At 69.5% G+C, this 19,295-nt stretch carries 18 protein-coding genes and 1 pseudogene; 8 read left to right on the top strand and 11 right to left on the bottom strand.

Annotated elements, in window-relative coordinates:
* Positions 1-56: 56 nt before the first annotated feature.
* Complete coding sequence (locus ABZU32_RS07305) at positions 57-503, top strand: phospholipase (RefSeq protein ID WP_354842597.1); 447 nt, start codon at positions 57-59, stop codon at positions 501-503.
* A gap of 89 nt (positions 504-592) precedes the next feature.
* Here the strand turns inward: ABZU32_RS07305 and ABZU32_RS07310 are convergent, their stop codons facing one another.
* On the bottom strand, positions 593-1,558 hold the full coding sequence (locus ABZU32_RS07310; protein WP_354918404.1) for a DUF5996 family protein: 966 nt from the start codon (positions 1,556-1,558) through the stop codon (positions 593-595).
* Positions 1,559-1,780: 222 nt separating this feature from the next.
* Between ABZU32_RS07310 and ABZU32_RS07315 the strand changes: the two genes are divergently transcribed.
* Together ABZU32_RS07315 and ABZU32_RS07320 are read left to right on the top strand one after the other, a co-directional pair.
* On the top strand, positions 1,781-1,990 hold the full coding sequence (locus tag ABZU32_RS07315) for an SAM-dependent methyltransferase (protein ID WP_354918407.1): 210 nt from the start codon (positions 1,781-1,783) through the stop codon (positions 1,988-1,990).
* A 189-nt stretch (positions 1,991-2,179) separates the two neighbouring features.
* Entirely contained in the window at positions 2,180-2,548 is a 369-nt protein-coding gene (locus ABZU32_RS07320; RefSeq protein WP_354918410.1) for a group 1 truncated hemoglobin, read from the top strand.
* 27 nt (positions 2,549-2,575) lie between these two features.
* Here ABZU32_RS07320 and ABZU32_RS07325 read toward each other — a convergent pair whose 3' ends face one another.
* From ABZU32_RS07325 to ABZU32_RS07335, 3 genes and pseudogenes are all read right to left on the bottom strand, one after another.
* On the bottom strand, positions 2,576-2,707 hold the full coding sequence (locus ABZU32_RS07325) for a DUF397 domain-containing protein (RefSeq protein ID WP_354918413.1): 132 nt from the start codon (positions 2,705-2,707) through the stop codon (positions 2,576-2,578).
* A 20-nt stretch (positions 2,708-2,727) separates the two neighbouring features.
* Positions 2,728-2,901: pseudogene (locus ABZU32_RS07330) on the bottom strand (Scr1 family TA system antitoxin-like transcriptional regulator); the annotation flags it as partial.
* A 39-nt stretch (positions 2,902-2,940) separates the two neighbouring features.
* Positions 2,941-3,699, bottom strand: a complete 759-nt coding sequence (locus ABZU32_RS07335) for a MarR family transcriptional regulator (protein ID WP_354918416.1) — start codon at positions 3,697-3,699, stop codon at positions 2,941-2,943.
* Positions 3,700-3,982: 283 nt separating this feature from the next.
* Here ABZU32_RS07335 and ABZU32_RS07340 point away from each other — a divergent pair, with 283 nt between their 5' ends.
* Positions 3,983-5,215: a serine hydrolase domain-containing protein gene (locus ABZU32_RS07340; RefSeq protein WP_354918419.1), complete on the top strand. Its 1,233-nt coding sequence runs from the start codon at positions 3,983-3,985 to the stop codon at positions 5,213-5,215.
* A 286-nt stretch (positions 5,216-5,501) separates the two neighbouring features.
* On the opposite strand, the gene ABZU32_RS07345 is transcribed toward ABZU32_RS07340, so the two are convergent.
* From ABZU32_RS07345 to wecB, 7 genes are all read right to left on the bottom strand, one after another.
* On the bottom strand, positions 5,502-5,897 hold the full coding sequence (locus ABZU32_RS07345; protein WP_354918422.1) for a VOC family protein: 396 nt from the start codon (positions 5,895-5,897) through the stop codon (positions 5,502-5,504).
* Positions 5,898-6,000: 103 nt separating this feature from the next.
* Positions 6,001-6,363 (bottom strand): DUF5615 family PIN-like protein, encoded by a 363-nt coding sequence (locus tag ABZU32_RS07350; RefSeq protein WP_354918424.1) that lies wholly within the window; start codon positions 6,361-6,363, stop codon positions 6,001-6,003.
* Positions 6,360-6,803: a hypothetical protein gene (locus tag ABZU32_RS07355; protein ID WP_354842577.1), complete on the bottom strand. Its 444-nt coding sequence runs from the start codon at positions 6,801-6,803 to the stop codon at positions 6,360-6,362. The genes ABZU32_RS07350 and ABZU32_RS07355 overlap by 4 nt, the downstream gene beginning before the upstream one ends.
* A 57-nt stretch (positions 6,804-6,860) precedes the next feature.
* On the bottom strand, positions 6,861-8,381 hold the full coding sequence (locus ABZU32_RS07360) for an MDR family MFS transporter (protein WP_354918427.1): 1,521 nt from the start codon (positions 8,379-8,381) through the stop codon (positions 6,861-6,863).
* A 473-nt stretch (positions 8,382-8,854) separates the two neighbouring features.
* A complete protein-coding gene (locus ABZU32_RS07365; RefSeq protein ID WP_354918430.1) occupies positions 8,855-9,535 on the bottom strand; it encodes a sulfotransferase family protein in 681 nt (226 codons plus the stop codon).
* 228 nt (positions 9,536-9,763) lie between these two features.
* Positions 9,764-11,839: a glycosyltransferase gene (locus ABZU32_RS07370; protein WP_354918433.1), complete on the bottom strand. Its 2,076-nt coding sequence runs from the start codon at positions 11,837-11,839 to the stop codon at positions 9,764-9,766.
* Between the two features lie 123 nt (positions 11,840-11,962).
* Complete coding sequence (wecB, locus tag ABZU32_RS07375) at positions 11,963-13,096, bottom strand: UDP-N-acetylglucosamine 2-epimerase (non-hydrolyzing) (protein WP_354918436.1); 1,134 nt, start codon at positions 13,094-13,096, stop codon at positions 11,963-11,965.
* Positions 13,097-13,172: 76 nt separating this feature from the next.
* Between wecB and ABZU32_RS07380 the strand changes: the two genes are divergently transcribed.
* From ABZU32_RS07380 to ABZU32_RS07395, 4 genes are all read left to right on the top strand, one after another.
* Positions 13,173-14,834: a glycosyltransferase family 4 protein gene (locus tag ABZU32_RS07380; protein ID WP_354918439.1), complete on the top strand. Its 1,662-nt coding sequence runs from the start codon at positions 13,173-13,175 to the stop codon at positions 14,832-14,834.
* Between the two features lie 129 nt (positions 14,835-14,963).
* Positions 14,964-16,229, top strand: a complete 1,266-nt coding sequence (locus ABZU32_RS07385; RefSeq protein ID WP_354918442.1) for a nucleotide sugar dehydrogenase — start codon at positions 14,964-14,966, stop codon at positions 16,227-16,229.
* 18 nt (positions 16,230-16,247) lie between these two features.
* Positions 16,248-17,336: a glycosyltransferase gene (locus ABZU32_RS07390; protein ID WP_354918444.1), complete on the top strand. Its 1,089-nt coding sequence runs from the start codon at positions 16,248-16,250 to the stop codon at positions 17,334-17,336.
* A gap of 117 nt (positions 17,337-17,453) precedes the next feature.
* Positions 17,454-19,262 carry a DUF4434 domain-containing protein gene (locus ABZU32_RS07395; protein WP_354918447.1) on the top strand — a complete coding sequence of 603 codons (1,809 nt, stop codon included), beginning with the start codon at positions 17,454-17,456 and terminating at the stop codon, positions 19,260-19,262.
* The last annotated feature ends 33 nt before the right edge of the window (positions 19,263-19,295 follow it).

The following is a 19,295-nucleotide window of genomic DNA, read 5'->3' on the forward strand; positions in this document are numbered from 1 at the left end:
CGACCGTCGCCCTCTCCCTCGTCACGATACTCGGTTTAACAATACCCGCATACGCGGTGACGCTCGAGCAAAAGCTCGCCGCACTTTCCAGTTTCAGCCAGCCCACGGCGGCCAGCTCCTCCGCCTGGCAGGCCGCCTGGCAGAACCAGGGCAACTGGGCGGACTACGCCTTCGACTGGTCGACCGACCTGTGCTCCAGCAGCCCTGACCAGCCGCTCGGCTTCGACTTCAGAATGCCGTGCAGGCGGCACGACTTCGGGTACCGCAACTACAAGGCCGTGAACCAGTTCCCGGCGAACAAGTCGCGCATCGACGACTCCTTCTACTTCGACATGAAGGCGGTCTGCGCCGGATATTCGACCATCCCGCGGGCCACCTGCAACAGCGTCGCCTGGACCTACTACCAGGCGGTCAAGGAATTCGGTTCCCTGAACGTCACCGACGCCCAGCTCGAGCGCATCCGCCAGACCGCCGAGAAGGCCGCCCAGAACACCACCACCTGACCGGCCCGCTGGTCCCTGAGAGGTGCCGGGCGGCCGTACCGTGCCGCCCGGCACCTCTGCCGCGTCCTCAACGGCCCGCGCGAAGCCGTTCAGGCAGGCGGAAGCCCGCCCCGCGCGCCGCCGACGCGAAAAAGCGGATCGGTGACGCCGCCGGGGCAGGCCAGGCGGGCGATGTCCCAGCCGGCGAGCCGGGCCCCCGCCCGGTAGGCGCTCTCGTAGAAGGCGAGCACGGCGGCGTGCGGGTCGGTGTCGGTGTGGGCGTCCGCGTGGCGCAGCACCGCGAGATGGCTCCCGCCCCGCTCGGTCCACCGGGCCGCCGGCGGCAGCAGCGGCTCGTTCGCCAGCCCCGCCGGCTCGGGGGCGGTGTAGGAGTAGAAGGCGGGCTCGGGAAAGGCGTCGTCGCCGAACCAGAACCCCGAGCTGATCACTTCCCGTGAGTACGCCTCGCGCGTCACCGGGTCGGCGTCGGGTGACGGCTCGACCTGGCGGTCGGAGAAGCGGGTGCAGGCGATGTCGAAGGTGTGCCAGAAGTGGTGCACCGGGCTGATCTTGCCGGAGAACCCCGCCGCGAACTCCTCCAGCAGCAGGTTCACCTGGCTCAGGACCCGCCAATATCGGGTGACCGCCGCCGGCTCGTAGGCCGCGTGCTCGGTGTCCTCGGCGAACGGCCGGCCTGCGTCGGGCAGGTCGAACGGCCTCGGGATGTCGATGTGCACGTCGATCCCGAGGTCGTCCAGCGCCCTCATGGTCTCCCGGTAGAAGGACGCCACCGAGTGCCCGTACAGGGGGAACGAGATCATCCTGCCGTCGCCCCTGGCCACCTCCAGCCGGTGGCCGACGAAGTCGAAGTCGATGGTGAAGATCGGGTTGCCGTCGGCCTGTCCCATCGGACGCGTGGTGAGCCCGCGCCCGGTCAGGTGGAAGGGCGCGTTCCACCAGTGGTTGCGCCGCACTCCGGCGGCGAGCCGGATCTTGCCCACCACCTGGGCGAAGCGGTGCAACGTCTCCTTGGTGTCCTGCCAGTCGGCCACCGGCACCTGCGGGAACAGCTCCATGACACCAGCCTGCCCCATGCGGCCCGCGCGCCGCGGCGCGACTCCCCGTCCGACCGGTGCGGGAAAGCGGCGGCGGACCAGGGACGGGCGCGCGGGCGCGTCATAAGATCGCTACCAGACGAAAGGCGAGGAAATGACGTTCGAGGACCCCTTAGTAGCGGGAATCGACCCGTCCATCCCCTGCTCGGTCACTTCGACCTGTCCCGGCCGGTGGCCGTCCTGATGGTCGCCATCCTGACTCACCCACGCCCGCGCGTTGCTCGCCGACAGCACCGGGACGATCGTGGTGTCGCCCGCTACTTCGAGGGCATGGACCTGCTCGAACCCGGCCTGGTGCCGGTGTCCGCCTGGCGGCCCGCCTCCGAGCCCGACGTCGAGATCGACCTGAGCCGGCCCACCCTCATCGGCGGCGTCGCCCGCCTACCGGCCTGACCCGGTCTGCCGCCGGACCGGCACTTCGCGGGAAGAGGCGGGCAGCGGGGGACGGACCGCCCGCCGCCCATTACCGCCATGTCTTTTCGGTGATACACCGGCTACACAGAACGATTTCCGCTGTTTCCGCGGAGCAACGCTCGGTGGTCATCCTCATCTTGACTGCGGTACAACGTCGAGGAGGACACCATGGCGTCGATCTACGATCAGGTCGGGGGCGCGAGCGCGGTCGCGGCGGTCGTCGAGGAGTTCTACACCCGCGTCATCACCGACCCCACATTGGCCGGCTACTTCAACGACATCGACATGGGCAAGCTGAAGGCCCACCAGCGCAGCTTCGTCGCCGCGGCGCTCGGCGGGCCGCAGGAGTACCGGGGCAGGTCCATGGACCAGGCCCACGCGGGCCTCGGCATTACGGCGGGCGCTTTCGACACGGTGGTCGGCCACCTGGCCGGAGCACTGGACGCCTGCGGAGTCCCGGCGGACACCATCGCCACCATCGCCTCCGCCCTCACCCCGCTGAAGGACCAGATCGTCCAGGACCAGGCCGCCGCCTGACCGCCCGGTATCCGACGCGGGAGCGGTTCAGCAGCGGAATTTGTCGCCCCTGAGACCCTGAAGAAAAGCCGACCACTCCCGAGGGGCGCAGACCACCACCGCCCCCTCGGGAGTCTTACTGTCCCGAACTGCCCACCCCTCGCCCGAAAGCTCCGCCACCTCAACCCGAGGACCTGCTTACGTAGCGCGGCCTCATCGATCAGCGCCAGAAGCGAAGGCGGATTCTCCCGCATAAGGATCTGTTGCCGCGTGAGACGGGCCGTCACGTGACGCTCAATGAGTTCCTGATCGAGCACCTGTCCTGCCTGCCATACGGCAAGACGAATGTCATGAACGCTGGGAAGCACCCGCATCCGGGGGACCCGCAGCGCGGCCGACTGGGAGGCTGGACTCTATTCGTGAGTGTCAGCGCCGAGCCGTGAACGATCTGTCGGCCGCCTCGACAGGAAATCCTGCCGCCACTGCTCGGCAGCGTGGATCAAGCTCTGGCTGACGTGCTCGAAGAACTGGCTCATGTCCTGCAGTCGGGCGCCGGCGGGAGTGGTGGAGTCGAGGATTTCGGTTCCCCCGCGGGCGAGATCGGCTATGAGGGCGTTCTGCCGGGCGCTGACCAGCCAGGCTCGGTACCAGACGTCGGGGTCGATGACGTACCGGTCGCGCCGCCGGCGTGGGTCACGTTCACGCCGGATCAGTTCGTGCCGTTCGAGTTCGCCAATGGCCTTGGAGATGGACGCCGGGCTGACCTGGAGATGCTGGACGAGTTCGGCGGCGGTGAGGCTTCCGCTGTCGACGGTGCACAGGCAGGCGAGTACCCGGGCGGTCATGCGCGGCAGCCCCGTCATGGTCATCATCGTGGCGAGCCGTTCCTCCAGGGCGTGGACCGCCTGGGGGTCTCGCCCGGGCGCGTCGCCGGCAGCCGGTCGCGCGGGGGCCTGGACGGGGGCCTGCTTGCGCCGGCGAGCCCGGCCCTCGGTCGCCTGATGTGCCCGGTCGGCCTGATAACCATCGGCTCCGCCGTTGCGGGCGACCTCCCGGGTGATGGTGGAGATCGGCCGTCGCAGGTGCTGGGCGATCTCGGTGTAGGTGAGTCCTTCGGTCAGCCCCGCGGCGATGTGCTGACGGTCCTGGTAGGTCAGTCTGCCTCCCGGCATGGGGCGTGCCTCCTTGTCGCTGTGCCCAGCCCGGCTCGCTCGTCGCGCCCGCGGACGGGTGAACAGTATTGCGTTCGTCGGCATCTCATTGCAAGTCCGATCATTTGACTTGCGTTCATTCTCATCCCCATTGCAAAACTAGGTGATTGCCCCCCCTGTATGTAGGATGTTTATGTTGAGTATTTCGTGAATGCAAGATAGCTTTTGGTCTGCGCCGAATGAGTACTATCGCGAGTGAGGCGATCGGTGTCGCGTTGACGCCCATCGCCTGGAAGGAATCGACATGACCAGATCTCTCACCTCAACGGCAGGGCTGCTCATCACCGCCGTCGCGTTGACACAGGCCGCCACGTCGCCCCCCGCGGCGGCTGCCTCCGCGCCGAGCGCCCGCGCCCACGCCCAGGTCCAGAAGGCGCTCGACCGGGCCGTGGCCGACGGCGGTGTGCCCGGCATGGTCGCCGAGGTCCGCGACGGTCGCGGGCGGTGGTTCGGCTCGGCAGGGGTGGCCGACACCCGGACCGGCCGCAAGCGTCAGCCGCAGGAACGCTTCCGGATCGGCAGTGCCGCCAAGCCGTTCACGGCCACCGTGGTCCTGCAACTGGCGGCCGAAGGGAAGCTGAGCCTCGACGACACCGTGGACAAGTGGCTGCCCGGCCTGGTCCACGGCAATGGCAACGACGGCGGCACGATCACCATCAGGCACCTGCTCAACCACACCAGCGGGATCTTCAACTACGGCAATGACACGGAGGAGTTCGCCAAGCTCTCCGGCCCCGCCTGGCTGGAGCACCGCTACGACGCCTACACGCCCGAGCAGCTGGTGAAGATCGGCCTGCGCAATCCGCGCTCCTTCGGGGCGCCGGGTGACGGCTTCGTGTACTCCAACACCGGTTACATCCTCGCTGGGATGATCGTCGAGAAGGTCACCGGCAAGACGCTCGCCGGCGAGATCGAGCGGCGCATCGTCCGCCCCCTCGGCCTGACCGGGACGTACCTGCCGGGCAAGGAGACGAAGATCCGCGGCCCGCACCCCCGGCACTACTCGACGCTGTTCGCCACCGAGACCGACGCCAAGGTCCATGACGTGACCAACCAGAGCGCCACCACAGGGTGGGCGGCGGGCGGCGTGGTCTCCACGGTCGGCGACCTCCAGCGGTTCACCAGCGCGCTGCTACGCGGCAAGCTCATGCCGCCCGCCCAGCAGCGGGAGATGTTCGCCATGGTCAAGACCGGGATCAAGATGCCGGACGGCACCTGGACGGACACCTGGATCCCCGGCACCACGTACGGCACCGGCGTCTTCTCCTGGACGCTGGCGTGCGGCGTGCAGGTCTGGGGCATCGGCGGCGCCATCACCGGCGGGTTCTCCTTCGCGATGGGCGCCCGGAACGCCGAGCGCATGATCGCCGTCAACATGAACATCGACCGGTACGGCCGATCCAACTCGCTCGACATGTCCAAGGCGGTGATCGAGGCCGAGTTCTGCCCACCCGGCTCTCGGACACGGAGCAAGTGACGATCAAGCACGGGCGGGCGCGCCGGGTGGATGCCGCGTGCCGGCCGCTCCCAAGGCCGTCCGACCAGGACACCAAGCCCCGGTTCGCGGGTCGGACGGGGTGCCGGTGAACGGGACCCGGCGTTCGGATCGTCAAGATCACCTCTGTGACGCCGAAATCCGGTCCGATCCTCCCCGGAGGGGGTTGACCATCAACACGGTGGGGCTCGACCGCTCCTTCGGCGACTTGCCGGCCGAAGTGGGGAAGCACTACCCACCGGCCGTGCCGGACTGAGGCGCGGACCGGTCAGGAGGAGGTGGCGGTCAGGACCTCCATGATGTGGCCGTCGGGGTCGTCGAAATAGACCGCGCGGCCGCCGCGCCAGGTGTTGATCTCCCCGTGGCGCTTGGGCTCGTGGGGCTCGGCGTAGAAGTCGAGGCCCGCGTCCATGATCCTGCCGAAGATCTCGTCGAACTCCGTCTCGCCGACCGCGAAGGCGTAGTGGTGCGGGGAGATCTCGCTGACGCCCCTGGTCGCGAAGTCGACGTCGGCGAAGTCCAGCGTGGTCAGCTCTCCGACTCGCACGGGGATGAAGGGCCCCACCTGCTCGCCGACGGCCAACCCGAGAATGCCCGCCAGAAAACCGGCCGAGGCCCGCTTGTCGCGCGCGGGAACGATCGTGTGATTGAGAGAGATCGCCATGTCCGTTCCCCTCTCCATCAGGGGGGTGCCGTCCCTCTCATCGTATTCGGCGGCCCTGCCCACGGCGAGAGGCACGACAACGGCACACCGCCGAGGCCGCTTCTCAGGGGAGCCAGTCGACCTGGCCCGATGGAGGCAGACGGTCGCACGAAAGCCTTTCCTCCAGCGCGTCGACCAGTCGGCCCATCGCCGACTTGGTACGGGGGAAACGGCGAGCAGCGCTGTAGAGCAGGCCCGCACACGGCCGTCCCTGTGTGAGCCTTTGGACTCGCAGCATCTCGAAGTCACGGACGTTCTCGGTGAGGACGCAGCGATCCTGACCGATGGCCAATTCGATCACGCCGTCATCTGGAGTGCCCGGCCCCCCGTCACACTCTGCCACGGCGATCACGTCGTACCCCCTGGCTCTGAGTTCCGCTGCCAGATATGGCGCGAACATCTCGTCCAGAAGAAGCCGTGCGCTCACGAGGCCAGCAGGCCCTGCTCGCGACGCCACCGCTCCTCTGCGGCCGTGGCGGCATGCTCCGCGGCCTCTATCTGCTCGTCTATCTCCTCGGGGTAGGCCGACCAGTAGCGAATCGCGGTTGTGATCTGCTGCGGCGTTGTGCCCGAATGCTCGCTCACCATCTCGATGATCTCTTGGGCCGACGCATCCGTGTCGGCTGCGCGAGTCGTTTTGACCGCTTGGATGATCTCCCAGACGTCAGGGCCGTTCACTGTCACCGCACGTCTGCCGGAAGGACCGGACCGGAAGAGGACGCCAGGATGCTCTTCCATCCGCAGTGCCTCCGCGACGAGCAGGTTCACCGCAGCCGACACCGACAGACCTGGGTGCTCCATCACGAACCGCGCGAGCTTGTCGAGGACGGCTTCCTCGAACCTGATCGATCTGGGAGACGGTGCCATGACTACATTGTAGTCAGAGATGAAGCCGAAGGTGGGCGCGTGAGACGCCTCCGATGGTCAGTCGAAGGTCAGTTCTTCGGTTTTGCGGGGCATGAGGAGGAAGGCGCCGACGCTGAGGACGGCGACGACCAGGACCGTGAGGAAGACGTGGTGGCTGGCGTCGTACAGGGCCTTGCGGATGTAGGCGGCCGTGGGCGACTGGGCGGCGGCTCCCTGGGCGCCGAGCACCAGGCTGGTGGCGTCGAGGCTGTTGGGCAGCTTGCCGGCCAGGGCCGCCGGCGGGTGCGTGAAGCGGTCGGACAGGGTGGCGTTGGAGATGGCGCCGAGGACGGCGGCGCCGACCGCGCTGCCGATGGAACGGCTGAACATGTTGGTCGCCGTGACTACTCCGCGGCGTTCCCAGCCGACGACCGACTGGATGGCGACCATGGTGGGGCTGGAGGACAGGCCGAGTCCGGCGCCGACGACGAAGCACGCCGCGGCGACCTGCCAGACCTGCGCGTGCTCGCCGAGGAAGGCGCACATCACCGAGCCGACCAGCACCACGGCCGCGCCGATGAGCGCGGTGTCGCGGAAGCCGATGCGCATGTACAGGCGGCCGGAGAACGTCGCGGCGAGCGGCCAGCCGATGGTCAGGGCCGCCAGGGCGAAGCCCGCGACCAGGGCCCCGGTGCCGAGGACGCCTTCGGCGAAGGTCGGCACGTACGAGGTGAGGCCGATCATGAGCGCGCCGACGCTCAGCCCGACGAGGTTGCCGCCGATGAGGACGCGGCGGCGGAAGACCCACAGCGGCAGGATCGGCTCGACGGCCCGGCGCTCCACCAGCACGAAGGCGACGATCATCACGATGCCGGCCGCGAAGATGGCCAGGCTCGGCACCGAGTCCCAGGCCCACGCCACTCCGCCTTCGAGTAGCCCCAGGATGATCAGCGAGGAGCCCGCGGTGAGCAGCGCCGCGCCCAGATAGTCGATCTTGTGGGTGCTCCGGGTGACGTTCTCCTTGAAGCGGCGCGCGAGCATCCAGGCGGCGATCGCGCCCAGCGGGAGGTTGATGAAGAAGATCCAGCGCCAGGAGACGTACTCGGAGAACAGGCCGCCGAGCGTGGGGCCGATCACGGCGGACACGCCCCACACGCTGGCCACGTACCCCTGCACGCGCGCCCGTTCCTCGACGGAGTACAGGTCGCCGACCATGGTGATGCTCATGGGCTGGACGGCCCCGGCGCCGATGCCCTGGAGGGCGCGGAAGATGATGAGCGCCGGCATGCTCCAGGCCACGCCGCACAGCACCGAGCCGAGGAGGAAGACCGCGATGCCGAAGAACATCACCGGCTTGCGGCCGAAGATGTCGGCGAACTTCCCGTACAGCGGGACGGTGACGGCCTGGGTGAGCAGGTAGATCGAGAACAGCCACGGGAACTGGGAGAAGCCTCCCAGGTCGCTGACGACCGAGGGCACCGCCGTCGCGATGATCGTGCTGTCGAGTGCGACCAGGCTGGTGCAGAGCATGATGGCGGCGAGTACCGGACCGCGCTCCGACCTGAGACCGATGCTTTTGGACGTCGTTGCCGTCGTCACGTCGGGGAACTCTCCTTGCGGGTTGGTCCTGAACGTCGAAGCGGACGCCCTGCGCCGGCAGCACGGACGTCCTAAAAGTACGCAACTCTGTCATCACCGTTCAGATTCCCCATAACCGCATAAGTACGGCGAATGCCGCACACGCACAGGAGAAAGACACCGTCAAGCTTCCCCGCACCCTCGACCGTGCGACGTGGCGCTCCGCCTACGCTCGGCGCTCCCCGGTCGTCGACCCGCGACCTGACGACGCGCCGTCCGTCCAAGGTGGCGCGCGCCGCTGGACGGCCCCGCGGAGAATCTCCTCTGAGCGGCGGGCGGCATCCGGCTCGTCATCGACGATGCCCGTGAATGACGGTCGCCGACGGCGACCGGCAGCGGGCGGTTCTCGTCGCCCATGTTCGGCGGACACGTGTCCAGGGTGATCTTGGCGGCCCTGGTGCCGGGCGTCGGTCAGCTACGGCGTAGGAGCTCGGTCAGCTACGGCGTAGGAGCAGGGGGCTGAGCCGGGCGCGGGTCCTGGCCTGGAAGTCGGCGGTGTCGTTGACCCGGGGGAAGGGCTCGTCGGGCACCGGCACCCCGAGGAAGCCGCACAGCGGCTCCCACCCCTGACGGACCTCGAAGACCAGCAGCCGCTCGGGCGGGATCGCCGCCTTGACCTCCGCCACGTGCTGCTCGAACCGCTCGACCAGGTACTCGGAGTCGTCCGCCCGGCCGCCGAACTCGCGTTCGGTGACGATGCGCCGGGTCATCTCCATGAAGGCGGCCAGGTCGGTGCCCAGCACCTTCGAGAACCACATCGTCATCCGGAAAGGCAGCGTGGTGCCGCGCTCGCGCTGCTTCAGGATGGTGGCCCGCATGCTGTCGAGCCATCGGGCAGGGTCCCGCACGGTCAGGACGATCTTGGCCTCGGGATAGTGCGCGGCCAGTTCGCGCCAGTACGCGGCGGCCGGCCAGTCGACACACGACTGGTAACCCGCGAACACGGAGTCCCAGTCGGGGGTCTCGCCCCGCGACACGGCGAGCCAGCGCCGCACCTGCCGCGAATCGCCGATCACCTCGGTCATGTGGTGACACGGCCCGAACCCCAGCCGCTCCAACGCCGTCTTGAGCGTCAACGTCCCCGTACGCCCGAACCCTGCCCCGATGACCCGCATAATCCGCACCATTCCGATCGGAAACTGCCGATTGCGTATAGAAACAATCTTCCACCGTCGACCGAATCGGGCAAGTGCTCCGGATACGCGAAACCCGGCCGACTCACCGTCCGGAGAGCTGCCGGGTTCACTTTCGCGAGCTGATGCTCACGACACCTTCATGGTGCCCCAGGGACACGGTCTGCGCAGGTCATTGCAGGGTCTGATGGGCACTCTGGAGCGCGGAGGTCAGATCATGACGTGGGCTTCGGGGTGGCCGACGAAGCAGAATTGGGCGTTGCGGGTGAGTTTGTAGTCCTGGGCCTTCCAGGTGTGGGCGGAGGCGTCGGCGCCGCGCATGTAGACGAAGTTGAAGCGGTCGCCCGAGTAGATGCGCACGCCCTCCTCCTTGCAGCGGCGCACCAGACGGGTGTCCTCGCCCGCGTTGACCGCCTCGAAGGCGAACGTGCGCAGCAGGTCCGCCTTGGCGAGGATCGTCGCGCCCTGCACGAGGTGGGCGTAACGGTGCTCCAGGCCGGGCAGGCGCATCACCGTGGTGTTGGTGGCGGGGAAGTAGGTGTAGTGCGCGCCCTTGCCGACCATCTCGGCGTCGGCGTAGTCGAAGGCGCGCAGCAGGTCCGACAGGTAGTGGTGGCCGTAGAGGTTGTCGTCGTCCATCTTGGCGATGTACTCGCCGTCCGCCTGGGCGATGCCGAGGTTGAGCACCTCGCCGAGCGTCAGCGCGGGGTCGGCGGTGAGCACCTTGACGGCGGGGACGCCGGCGGCCACCGCCTTGTCGCGCACCACCTCGGGGTCGATCGACAGGCCGTGCAGGACGAGGATCAGCTCCAGGTCGCGGTGACGCTGCCGGGCGACCTGCGCGATGGCGTGCTCGAGCTGGCCCGCGCGGTTGGTGGGCAGGACGATCGAGACGCTCTTCGTGCGGGGGACGACCGGGCGGCCGAGCGCGGTGAGGATCTGGTCGACGCGGTGGGTGAACAGGTGCTTGTCGAAGACCTCGCGCATGGCCAGGTGGGCCTGCCGGGCGCGCAGCTCGGGGCTGTTGATCAGGTAGAGGGCCTGGTTGTAGGCCTCCTCCTGGGTGTGGGCGATCGGGATCAGCGGCCCGAAGGTGCCTTCGATGGCCCGCGACCAGCCCGACAGCACCGTGGTGGAGCACGCCGACAGCTCGAACACGCGCCGGGCGCACATGGTCGGCGAGTCGATCACCGAGTTCACGTTGAGGAAGACCTTGTACATCTTGTACGCGGCCAGCATCTGCTCGTAGGGCAGTTCGCCGACGATGTGCGGCCGGTACTCCTCCGGCCAGGCGTACTTGTCGCCGGCCTTGTCGTTGCGGGCGAAGATGTGCAGGCCGAGCTCCCGGGTGGGGGCGATCACGGTCTCCATCTGCTCGCGCCGCTCGGGGTGCTTGTCGCGGAAGTACATGCCGGCGAACACGACGTCGTAGGGCCGGCCCTGCTTGGTCTGGATGGGGTTGTGCACCCGGGGCTGCGCGGCGAACTGCAGCACGTCCACCCGGTCGTGACCCAATATCTCGCGATATTTCGGCACCATGTCGCCGTCGCACGTGTACACGAAGTCGAACAGCTTGGCGGTGTCGATGAAGAAGTCGAAGTTGGGCGGGTCCTCCTTGTTCCAGAAGACCGTGGGGATGCCCTGCTCGCGGCACCAGGCCACCAGCTCGCGCAGCTCCTGCTTGGGCGCGTTGGTGCCGGTCATCTGGTAGCGCCAGCGTCCCTGGTTGCCGTGCCAGGCCGACTCGCAGAACAGCACGTCAGGACGCTTCTCGGCGAAGACCTCCTGCCAGTCCTTGAGCCCGAACTCGATCTGGTCCCACTCGTACTTGAACGCCATCCGGGAGAAGTCGTCCAAGATGACCGCGACCTTCAGGTCGGGGCGGTTGACCGGCCCGTCCGGCCAGGCGAGGTTGGGGATCTTGACCTCGGGCGCGTGCGCGAGCACCGCGTCGATGGCGGCGGCGCTCGCGGTGACGGTCGCGGGCGGCTTGGGCGCCTTCTTCGGCTTCATGGCCTGCGACAGGTCGCGGGGGAGCCGGACGAGCCTGGCGGGGCGCTTGGCGCCGGCGAGCGCCGTGCTCACGCGGTACGGACGCTGCGCCTTGGTCGCCGACAGCTGCCACTGGGCGTACTCGGCCTTGGCCTCGGCCGTGGCCAGACGCCGCTCGAGATCGCGGATGCGGTCTTCGTAGCGCTCGACGACCTTGCGCTCCTCGGGCAGCCAGTTGGCCGCGCCGAGACGCTGGAAACGCGGCTCGTCCGGATTCTTGTCGTCATCGGCCATGGTCGGACTCGCTCCCTCGTTGTCCGGGACTTCTCACGCGCGCGTCACCCCCGCATGGCCCGGGAATGTCCGATCGTACGGCGTCCGGTCCGCGAAGTCGGGCAATTCGCCCAAACGCGCAGGTCAGCTGTTCGGCACCGTACCCTGCGCGGCCGGCGAGAGGTTGTCGCCGCGCAGCCACGCCTCGATGACGCGGGCGATGCGCGGCCCCGCCTTGCCGTCCCACAGCGGCGGCAGGTCGCCGCTCGGGGTGGCCGCGCCGTCCGCGAGCGCCTTGGACGCCGCCGCGGGCAGCGTCGCGGGGGTGACCAGCCGGTTGGTGCCGTGGGTGATCGTGACCGGCCGCTCGGTGTTCGGCCGCACGGTCAGGCACGGCACGCCCAGCATGGTGGTCTCCTCCTGCACGCCGCCGGAGTCGGTCACGACCAGCGCCGCGCCGCGCACCAGCGACAGGAACTCGACGTACCCCAGCGGGTCGATGATGGTGAGCCCCTCGCCGGTGACCAGCCCCGCCTGTGCCAGCCGCTCGCGCCCGCGCGGGTGCAGCGGCACCACGACCGGCACCTGCTCGCCCACCGCCAGCACGGCCTCGACCAGCTCGCGGGCCGACTCGGGGTCGTCGACGTTGGCCGGGCGGTGCAGGGTGGCCACGGCGTACCGGTCGGGCAGGCCGAGCCGGGCCTTCAGCGGCGCGGGGTCGAGCTTGGGCAGCGCCGAGAACAGGCTGTCGATCATCGGGTTGCCGACCAGGTGCGCCTTGGCGGGGGAGACGCCCTCGTTCGCCAGGTGGGACAGCCCGTCGGGGCTGGTGACCAGCAGGATGTCGGCGAGCGCGTCGGTGACGACCCGGTTGACCTCCTCGGGCATCTCGCGGTCGAAGGACCGCAGGCCCGCCTCGACGTGCGCGGTCGGGACGTGCAGTTTGGCGCACACCAGGATCGCGGCGAGCGTGGAGTTGACGTCGCCGTACACCACCACCAGGTCGGGCCGGTGGGCGAGGACGACCTCCTCCAGGCCGGTGAGCAGCGCGGCCGTCTGGCGCGCGTGGCTGCCGGAGCCCACGCCGAGGTTGGCGACCGGGTCGGGCAGGCCGAGGTCGGCGAAGAAGACGTCGGACATGAGCGCGTCGTAGTGCTGCCCGGTGTGGACGATGCCCTGCCGCACCCCCAGCTCGTCCAGGCCGCGCACGACCGGAGCCGCCTTGACGAAGTTCGGGCGAGCGCCGAGCACGTGCAGGACGAGGGGATTGTCCCTCATTGACCTCGCCTTTCAGCCGGGAGTGGGTCACATGTTGCCCCGATGGACCAAGCGTTGCCTATGGTACGGTCACGGCGTGGTTTCCGAGGCCAGCCGGCCCGAGAAGGTCTCCCCCAAGTCGGCTCGCGCCGGCCTGCGCGGCTTCCTCAAGGGCTTCGTCCAGCATCCGGTCATCGTCTCCAGGGTCTTCGTCACCAGGGTCAAGTCCGACCCGATGCGGGTGGCGCAGGCAGCGGCGGAGGCCATGCCGCCAGGTCTGCGTCCGGCCGTGGGCAAGGTCGCCTGGCCGGTGGCCCGCGTGGTCAAGGTCACGGCGCGCAAGATCGCGCGCCGGATGGCCGACGGCCCGCTCGAGGCGGCCAAGGTCGAGTTCGAGCGCGGGCGCATGACCAAGGCCGTCGAGGTGCTCCAGCCGCACGCGCGCTGGCCGTTCATCCGCCGGCGCATCGCCTACTACGAGGGCGAGAAGGCCGCCATCGGCGCCTCCCCGATCCCGCCGAAGTCCAAGGTGATCGTCGGCGAGCGGGTCGCGGGCCGGGTGCTGCACTGCGTGACCAACGCGCTGCCCTACACCCAGGCCGGCTACACCGTCCGCACCCACCGCATCGTGACCGCGCAGCGCGCCGCCGGGCTCGACCCGCACGTGGTGACGAGCTGGGGCTGGCCGATGCTCCAGGGGCACGCCGACGCCGAGCCGTACGAGGAGATCGACGGCGTCCCCTACCACCGCCTGCTGCCGAGCGGCGAGGTGCCGTTCGAGAGCCGCGGCCGCATGATCCGCGGCGCCGGCGAGGTGACCGAGCTGGTCAGGACGCTGCGGCCGCAGGTCCTGCACGCCGCTACCGACCACCGCAACGGCTCGGTGGGGCTGGCCGTGCGCGAGCGCACCGGCACGCCGCTGGTGTACGAGGTGCGGGGCTTCCTGGAGGAGACCTGGGCCTCGCGCGACGCCGCCCGGGTCGGCAGCGAGCGCCACCTGCTCCAGCGCGAACGCGAGGCGCACATCATGCGCTCGGCGAACGCCGTGGTCACGCTGGCCGAGACGATGGCGGCCGAGATCGTCGAGCGCGGCGTCCCCCGGGAGAAGATCTTCCTGGCGCCGAACGCCGTGGACGACTCGCTGCTGACCGCCGACTACGACGGCGCGGCCTTCCGCGCGGCGTACGGCATCGCGCCGGGCGAGATCGTGGTCGGCTCGGTGTCGAGCATCGTCGGCTACGAGGGCTTCGCCACGCTGCTGTCGGCCGCCGCGCAGTTGCGCGATGCCAGGACGCCGGTGCGGGTGCTCATCGTCGGCGACGGCGCCGAACGGCCCGCGCTGCTCGCCCAGGCCGAGAAGCTCGGGCTCGGCGACCTCGCCATCCTGCCCGGACGGGTGGGGCCCGAGGAGGCGCTGCAGGCCCAGTCGGCCATCGACATCTTCGTGTGCCCGCGTGAGGACCTGCGCGTGTGCCGCCTGGTCACCCCGCTGAAGCCGGTGGAGGCCATGGCGCTGGGCAAGCCCGTCGTGCTGAGCGACCTGCCCGCGCTGTCGGAGCTGGTCGGGTCGGACGGCGCGGGGCTGCTGGTTCCGGCGGGCGACCCGGCGGCGCTGGCGAAGGCGCTGGCCGGGCTCCGCGAGGACCCCGCGCGCCGCGCCGAGATGGGCGAGGCGGGCCGCGCCGAGGTGGCCGCGAAGCGCACGTGGAGCCGCATCGCCGAGAACTACAAGACGATCTACCAGTCCGTCGCCGGATGACAACCCCGAGATGACCCTTGTGAAACCTTCGCTTGGTTACCCGTTCAATCGCATTAGACGTGATCTGTGCGGACTTGAGATAGCCTTTCCCACCATGCAGTGTTGTTTCGGACTCCCTCAGGTCGTCACGTGAGCGCATACGATCTCGCGGTCATCGGCCTCGGGTACGTGGGCATGCCCCTCGCCAAGGAGGCCTCAGGCGTCGGCCTCCGGGTGGTGGGGCTGGACATCGACCCGCGCAAGGTCGACGCCCTGACCTCAGGCCGCTCCTACATCGACGACCTGAGCGACGCCGACCTGGACACGATGCTGACGAACGGTTTCACCGCCACGCTGGACCAGACGGTCCTGACGGGCAGCGACACCATCGTCATCTGCGTGCCGACCCCGCTCGACGAGGACCACCGCCCGGACCTGTCCGCCGTGCGCGGCGCGGTCGAGACGGTGGGGCGCCACCTTCAGCGGGGCACGCTCGTCGTCCTGGAGTCGACCACCTACCCCGGCACCACCGACGACGTGGTCCGCCCCATCCTGGAGGACGCCTCCGGGCTCACCGCGGGCGTCGACTTCCACCTCGCCTTCTCGCCCGAGCGCATCGACCCGGGCAACCCCAAGTTCGGCCTGCGCAACACGCCCAAGGTCGTCGGCGGCTACACCCAGGCCTGCCGCGACCGCGCGGCGGCGTTCTACGGCCGGCTGGTCGAGCAGGTGGTGACGGTCAGCGGCACCCGTGAGGCCGAGATGGCCAAGCTGCTGGAGAACACCTACAGGCACGTCAACATCGCGCTGGTCAACGAGATGGCCATCTTCTGCGACGAGCTCGGCGTGAACCTGTGGGAGTCGATCGAGGCGGCCGCCACCAAGCCGTTCGGGTTCCAGAAGTTCCTCCCCGGCCCCGGCGTCGGCGGGCACTGCATCCCGGTCGACCCCTCCTACCTCTCCCACGCCGTGCGCAAGCTCGGCTACCCGTTCCGCTTCGTGGAGCTGGCGCAGGAGATCAACGAGCGGATGCCGGCGTACGTCGTCGCCCGCGTGCAGCGCCTGCTGAACCGCGCCAAGAAGCCGGTGAACGGCTCGCGGGTCCTGCTGATGGGCGTCACCTACAAGCCCGACATCGCCGACGAGCGCGAGACTCCCGCGGTGCCGGTCGCCCGCGCGTTCCGCGACCTCGGCGCCGAGCTGCTGTTCGCCGACCCGCACGTCAAGCAGTGGTCGGTCGACGGGGTCGAGGTGCCGCGCGAGGACGACCTGGCGGAGGCGGTGCGCAAGGCGGACGTCACCGTGCTCCTGCAGCAGCACTCCGAGTTCGATCTGGACATGGTGCAGCAACGAGCCCATCTCATTCTCGACACCCGGGGCGTCCTCTCCGAGGGCGATCGCGTCGAGCGGCTCTGACGGGCGGAGGGTCGGCGCGTGCACGTGCTTGTCATGACGGTGGTCCACCACCCTGAGGACGCCCGGATCCTGCACCGGCAGATCCGCGCGCTCGTGGACGCCGGTCATGTGGTCACGTATGCCGCGCCCTACACCGCACGCGGTGTCGTGCCGCGGTCGTGGGTGACCGGAGTGGACCTGCCCAGAGCCGCCGAGCGCAAGCGACTGGCGGCCGTGCGGGCGGCGCGCCGGCTCTTCAAGAGCCTGCGCGGCCAGGTCGACCTGGCGCTCATCCACGACCCCGAGCTGCTGCTCGCGGTCGCGGCGGTGCGCAAGCGGCCGCCGGTGGTCTGGGACGTCCACGAGGACACCCCGGCCACCCTGTCGCTGAAGCCCTGGCTGCCGTCCTTCCTGCGGCCCCCGACGCGCTTCCTCGCCCGGCTGCTGGAGGGCACCGCCGAGCGGCACCTGCACCTGCTGCTGGCCGAGACCGCCTACGCGGGCCGCTTCCGGCAGGCGCACCTGGTCGTGCCGAACGAGACCTGGGTGCCCGACCACGTCAGCGAGCCGTCCGACGACCGCGTGGTGTACCTGGGATGGCTGTCGGAGGCCCGCGGCGTGCGGGAGGCGGTGGAGGTGGGCCGGCTGCTGCAGCCGCACCGCGTCGCGGTGGAGCTCATCGGCTACGCCGACCCGCAGAGCAGGCCGATGCTCAACCAGGCCGTCGCCGAGGGGGTGCTGGAGTGGCGCGACTTCATGCCCAACGACGAGGCGCTCAAGCGGCTCGACGGGGCGCTGGCCGGGCTCTCCCTGCTGCACGACGAGCCCAACTACCGCCACTCCATGCCTACCAAGATCGTCGAGTACATGGCGCACGGCATCCCCGTGATCACCACTCCGTCGCCCAGGGCGGTGGAGCTGGTGGAGCGTTACCAGAGCGGCATGGTCGTGCCCTGGCGCGATCCACAGGCCGTGGCGCGGGCCGTCCTGCGGTTGCGGAACGATCCGGAGGCGCGCAAGGGCGCCGGGGCGCGCGGGTACGCCGCCGCCCGGGCGAACCACCACTGGCCGAACTCGGCGCGCAGGTTCGTGACACAGCTCGAGGCCTGGGCCGGTGTGAAGAAATAGGCCACCGGACGCCGCCCGCCGGGCGGTGCACGCCCGTGCGCGGGCGCGCCGGAACGCCGATGCGGCCCTGATCGACTTTTATGAGGGCCACAACTTAAGGACGGTAATCTCCTGAAGGTGCGCGGCCTCACACTGCTGCTGGGTGCGGCCCTTCTGGCCGCTGTCGCGGCGATCGTCATGGTTCTTCCGCATTCTCCCGGCGACTCGAAGAGCGCGGCGACGACCCCGGCGCAGAAGACGAAGACGGCGAGCCCCACGCCCTCGACCAGCGTGTTCAGCGATCCCTGCGGAACCTTCGACACCACCAGCCCGACCCCGTACGCGATCACCGGCTACTGGCTGGTGCCGACCTCCGACCACTGCACCTGGCGCAGACAGCTCCAGGCCATCCACAGCGTCGGCGGGGACACCGTCGTGCGCCTCGGCTTCGGCCTGCAGCCGCGCGCCGTGGACGGCGACGGGCACGTCCTGGACGCCCAGGGCAAGGAGCCCGACCCGCGCTTCGACAGGTGCCAGGAGAACGGCCTGACGTGCGTGCAGGCCGCGGAGTCGGCCCTGAAGGCCGCCAACCCCGGCAACCGCATCACCTGGACCTACATCTACCGCACCGACGAGGCCTTCGGCCCCGACCTGTTCCGGTGCCCGCAGATGGAGCACACCGTCACCGTCGGGGACGACGTCTTCTACCGCGTGATCACCCCCGACGACGGCTCGGACAACCCGACCTGCGACTTCACCACCAAGGGGCTCGGCTACCACCTGATCCTCGTGGACGGGGCGCCCAAGGACAGCCTGACCGAGATCCTCGACCTGGCCGACCGCTTCGCCATGAAGGTCTTCCCGGCGCTGCCCGTGGCGCCGCGCGACCGCGTCGAGCCCACCAGGGCCGACCCCCGGCACATCGGCACCCTGACCACGCTGACCAGGCGCGTCCTGCAGGACTACGGAGACCGCTTCAAGGACCGCGCCTCGCTCGGCGGCGTCTACCAGCCGTTCGAGCTGCAGATCAGAGACTGGCCCGACCCGTCGGTGGTCCCGACGTTGCAGGTGTACGCCGAACAGCATGACATCGTGCAACAGGAACTGCCCGGCAAGCCCATCATGGTCAGCCCCTACCTGGACGGGCGCAGGGAGAAGAAGTTCACCTCCACTCCGGCGCAGGTCAAGGCCGGGTTCAAGGCGCTCGCGCGCACCGGCGTCGGCATCGTCGCCCCGCAGGACAGCCGCGGCACCGGCAAGGTCGGGCTGTTCTGGCCCAACCTCAAGGGACAGCAGGTCGACTCCCGGCTCAAGCCCATCGTGGGCGACACCACCTACGGCAAGGCGTACTACGGCGCCACGCGCGACTACTACCGCGCCATGGCCGAGGCCCTCGCGGAGCTGCGCGCCGAAGGGGACGACGTCCAGCTGTGGGCCAACGTCGAGGCGTTCGAGCCCGAGGGCGACGGCGCCTGCGAGGCGGGCGGCAAGCGCGGCGTGACCGACAAGAAGCGCCTGGACTCGGCGGTCACCTTCGTCGGGCCGTACGTCTCGAAGATCATCTCCTACAAGTGGAGCAGCTTCTTCACCTGCGGAACCCCCACGCTCGCCGACCAGGTCGCCGAGGACTGGAGCCGCCCCATCCCCATCCAGGCCATCGTCGCCAAACGCGGCATCCAGGACGGACTGGAGGTGCGCGGCTACAACGTCGCCGGCGCCAAGGTCACGCTGAGCTGGTACGGCGGGTCGGAGCCGCGCGAGGTGGACGCGGCCGACGCCGGATGGTCCGACCCTTCGCCGATCCCCGGCCTGCCCGGGGCCGTGCGGAAGATCTGGGTGCCGGTCGACTGGTCGTCCATCCCCGCCGACGCCTGGGTCCGCGTGGACGTGACCTCGCCCGACGGACGGCAGAGCAACGCCCCGGTCTACCTCAATCGGGGCACATGACGGTCTTCGGCCCTCCGTCACCGGTGTAACGTG

The sequence above is a fragment of the Sphaerisporangium sp. NPDC005288 genome, assembly GCF_040607475.1.
Lineage (GTDB): Bacteria > Actinomycetota > Actinomycetes > Streptosporangiales > Streptosporangiaceae > Sphaerisporangium > Sphaerisporangium rhizosphaerae.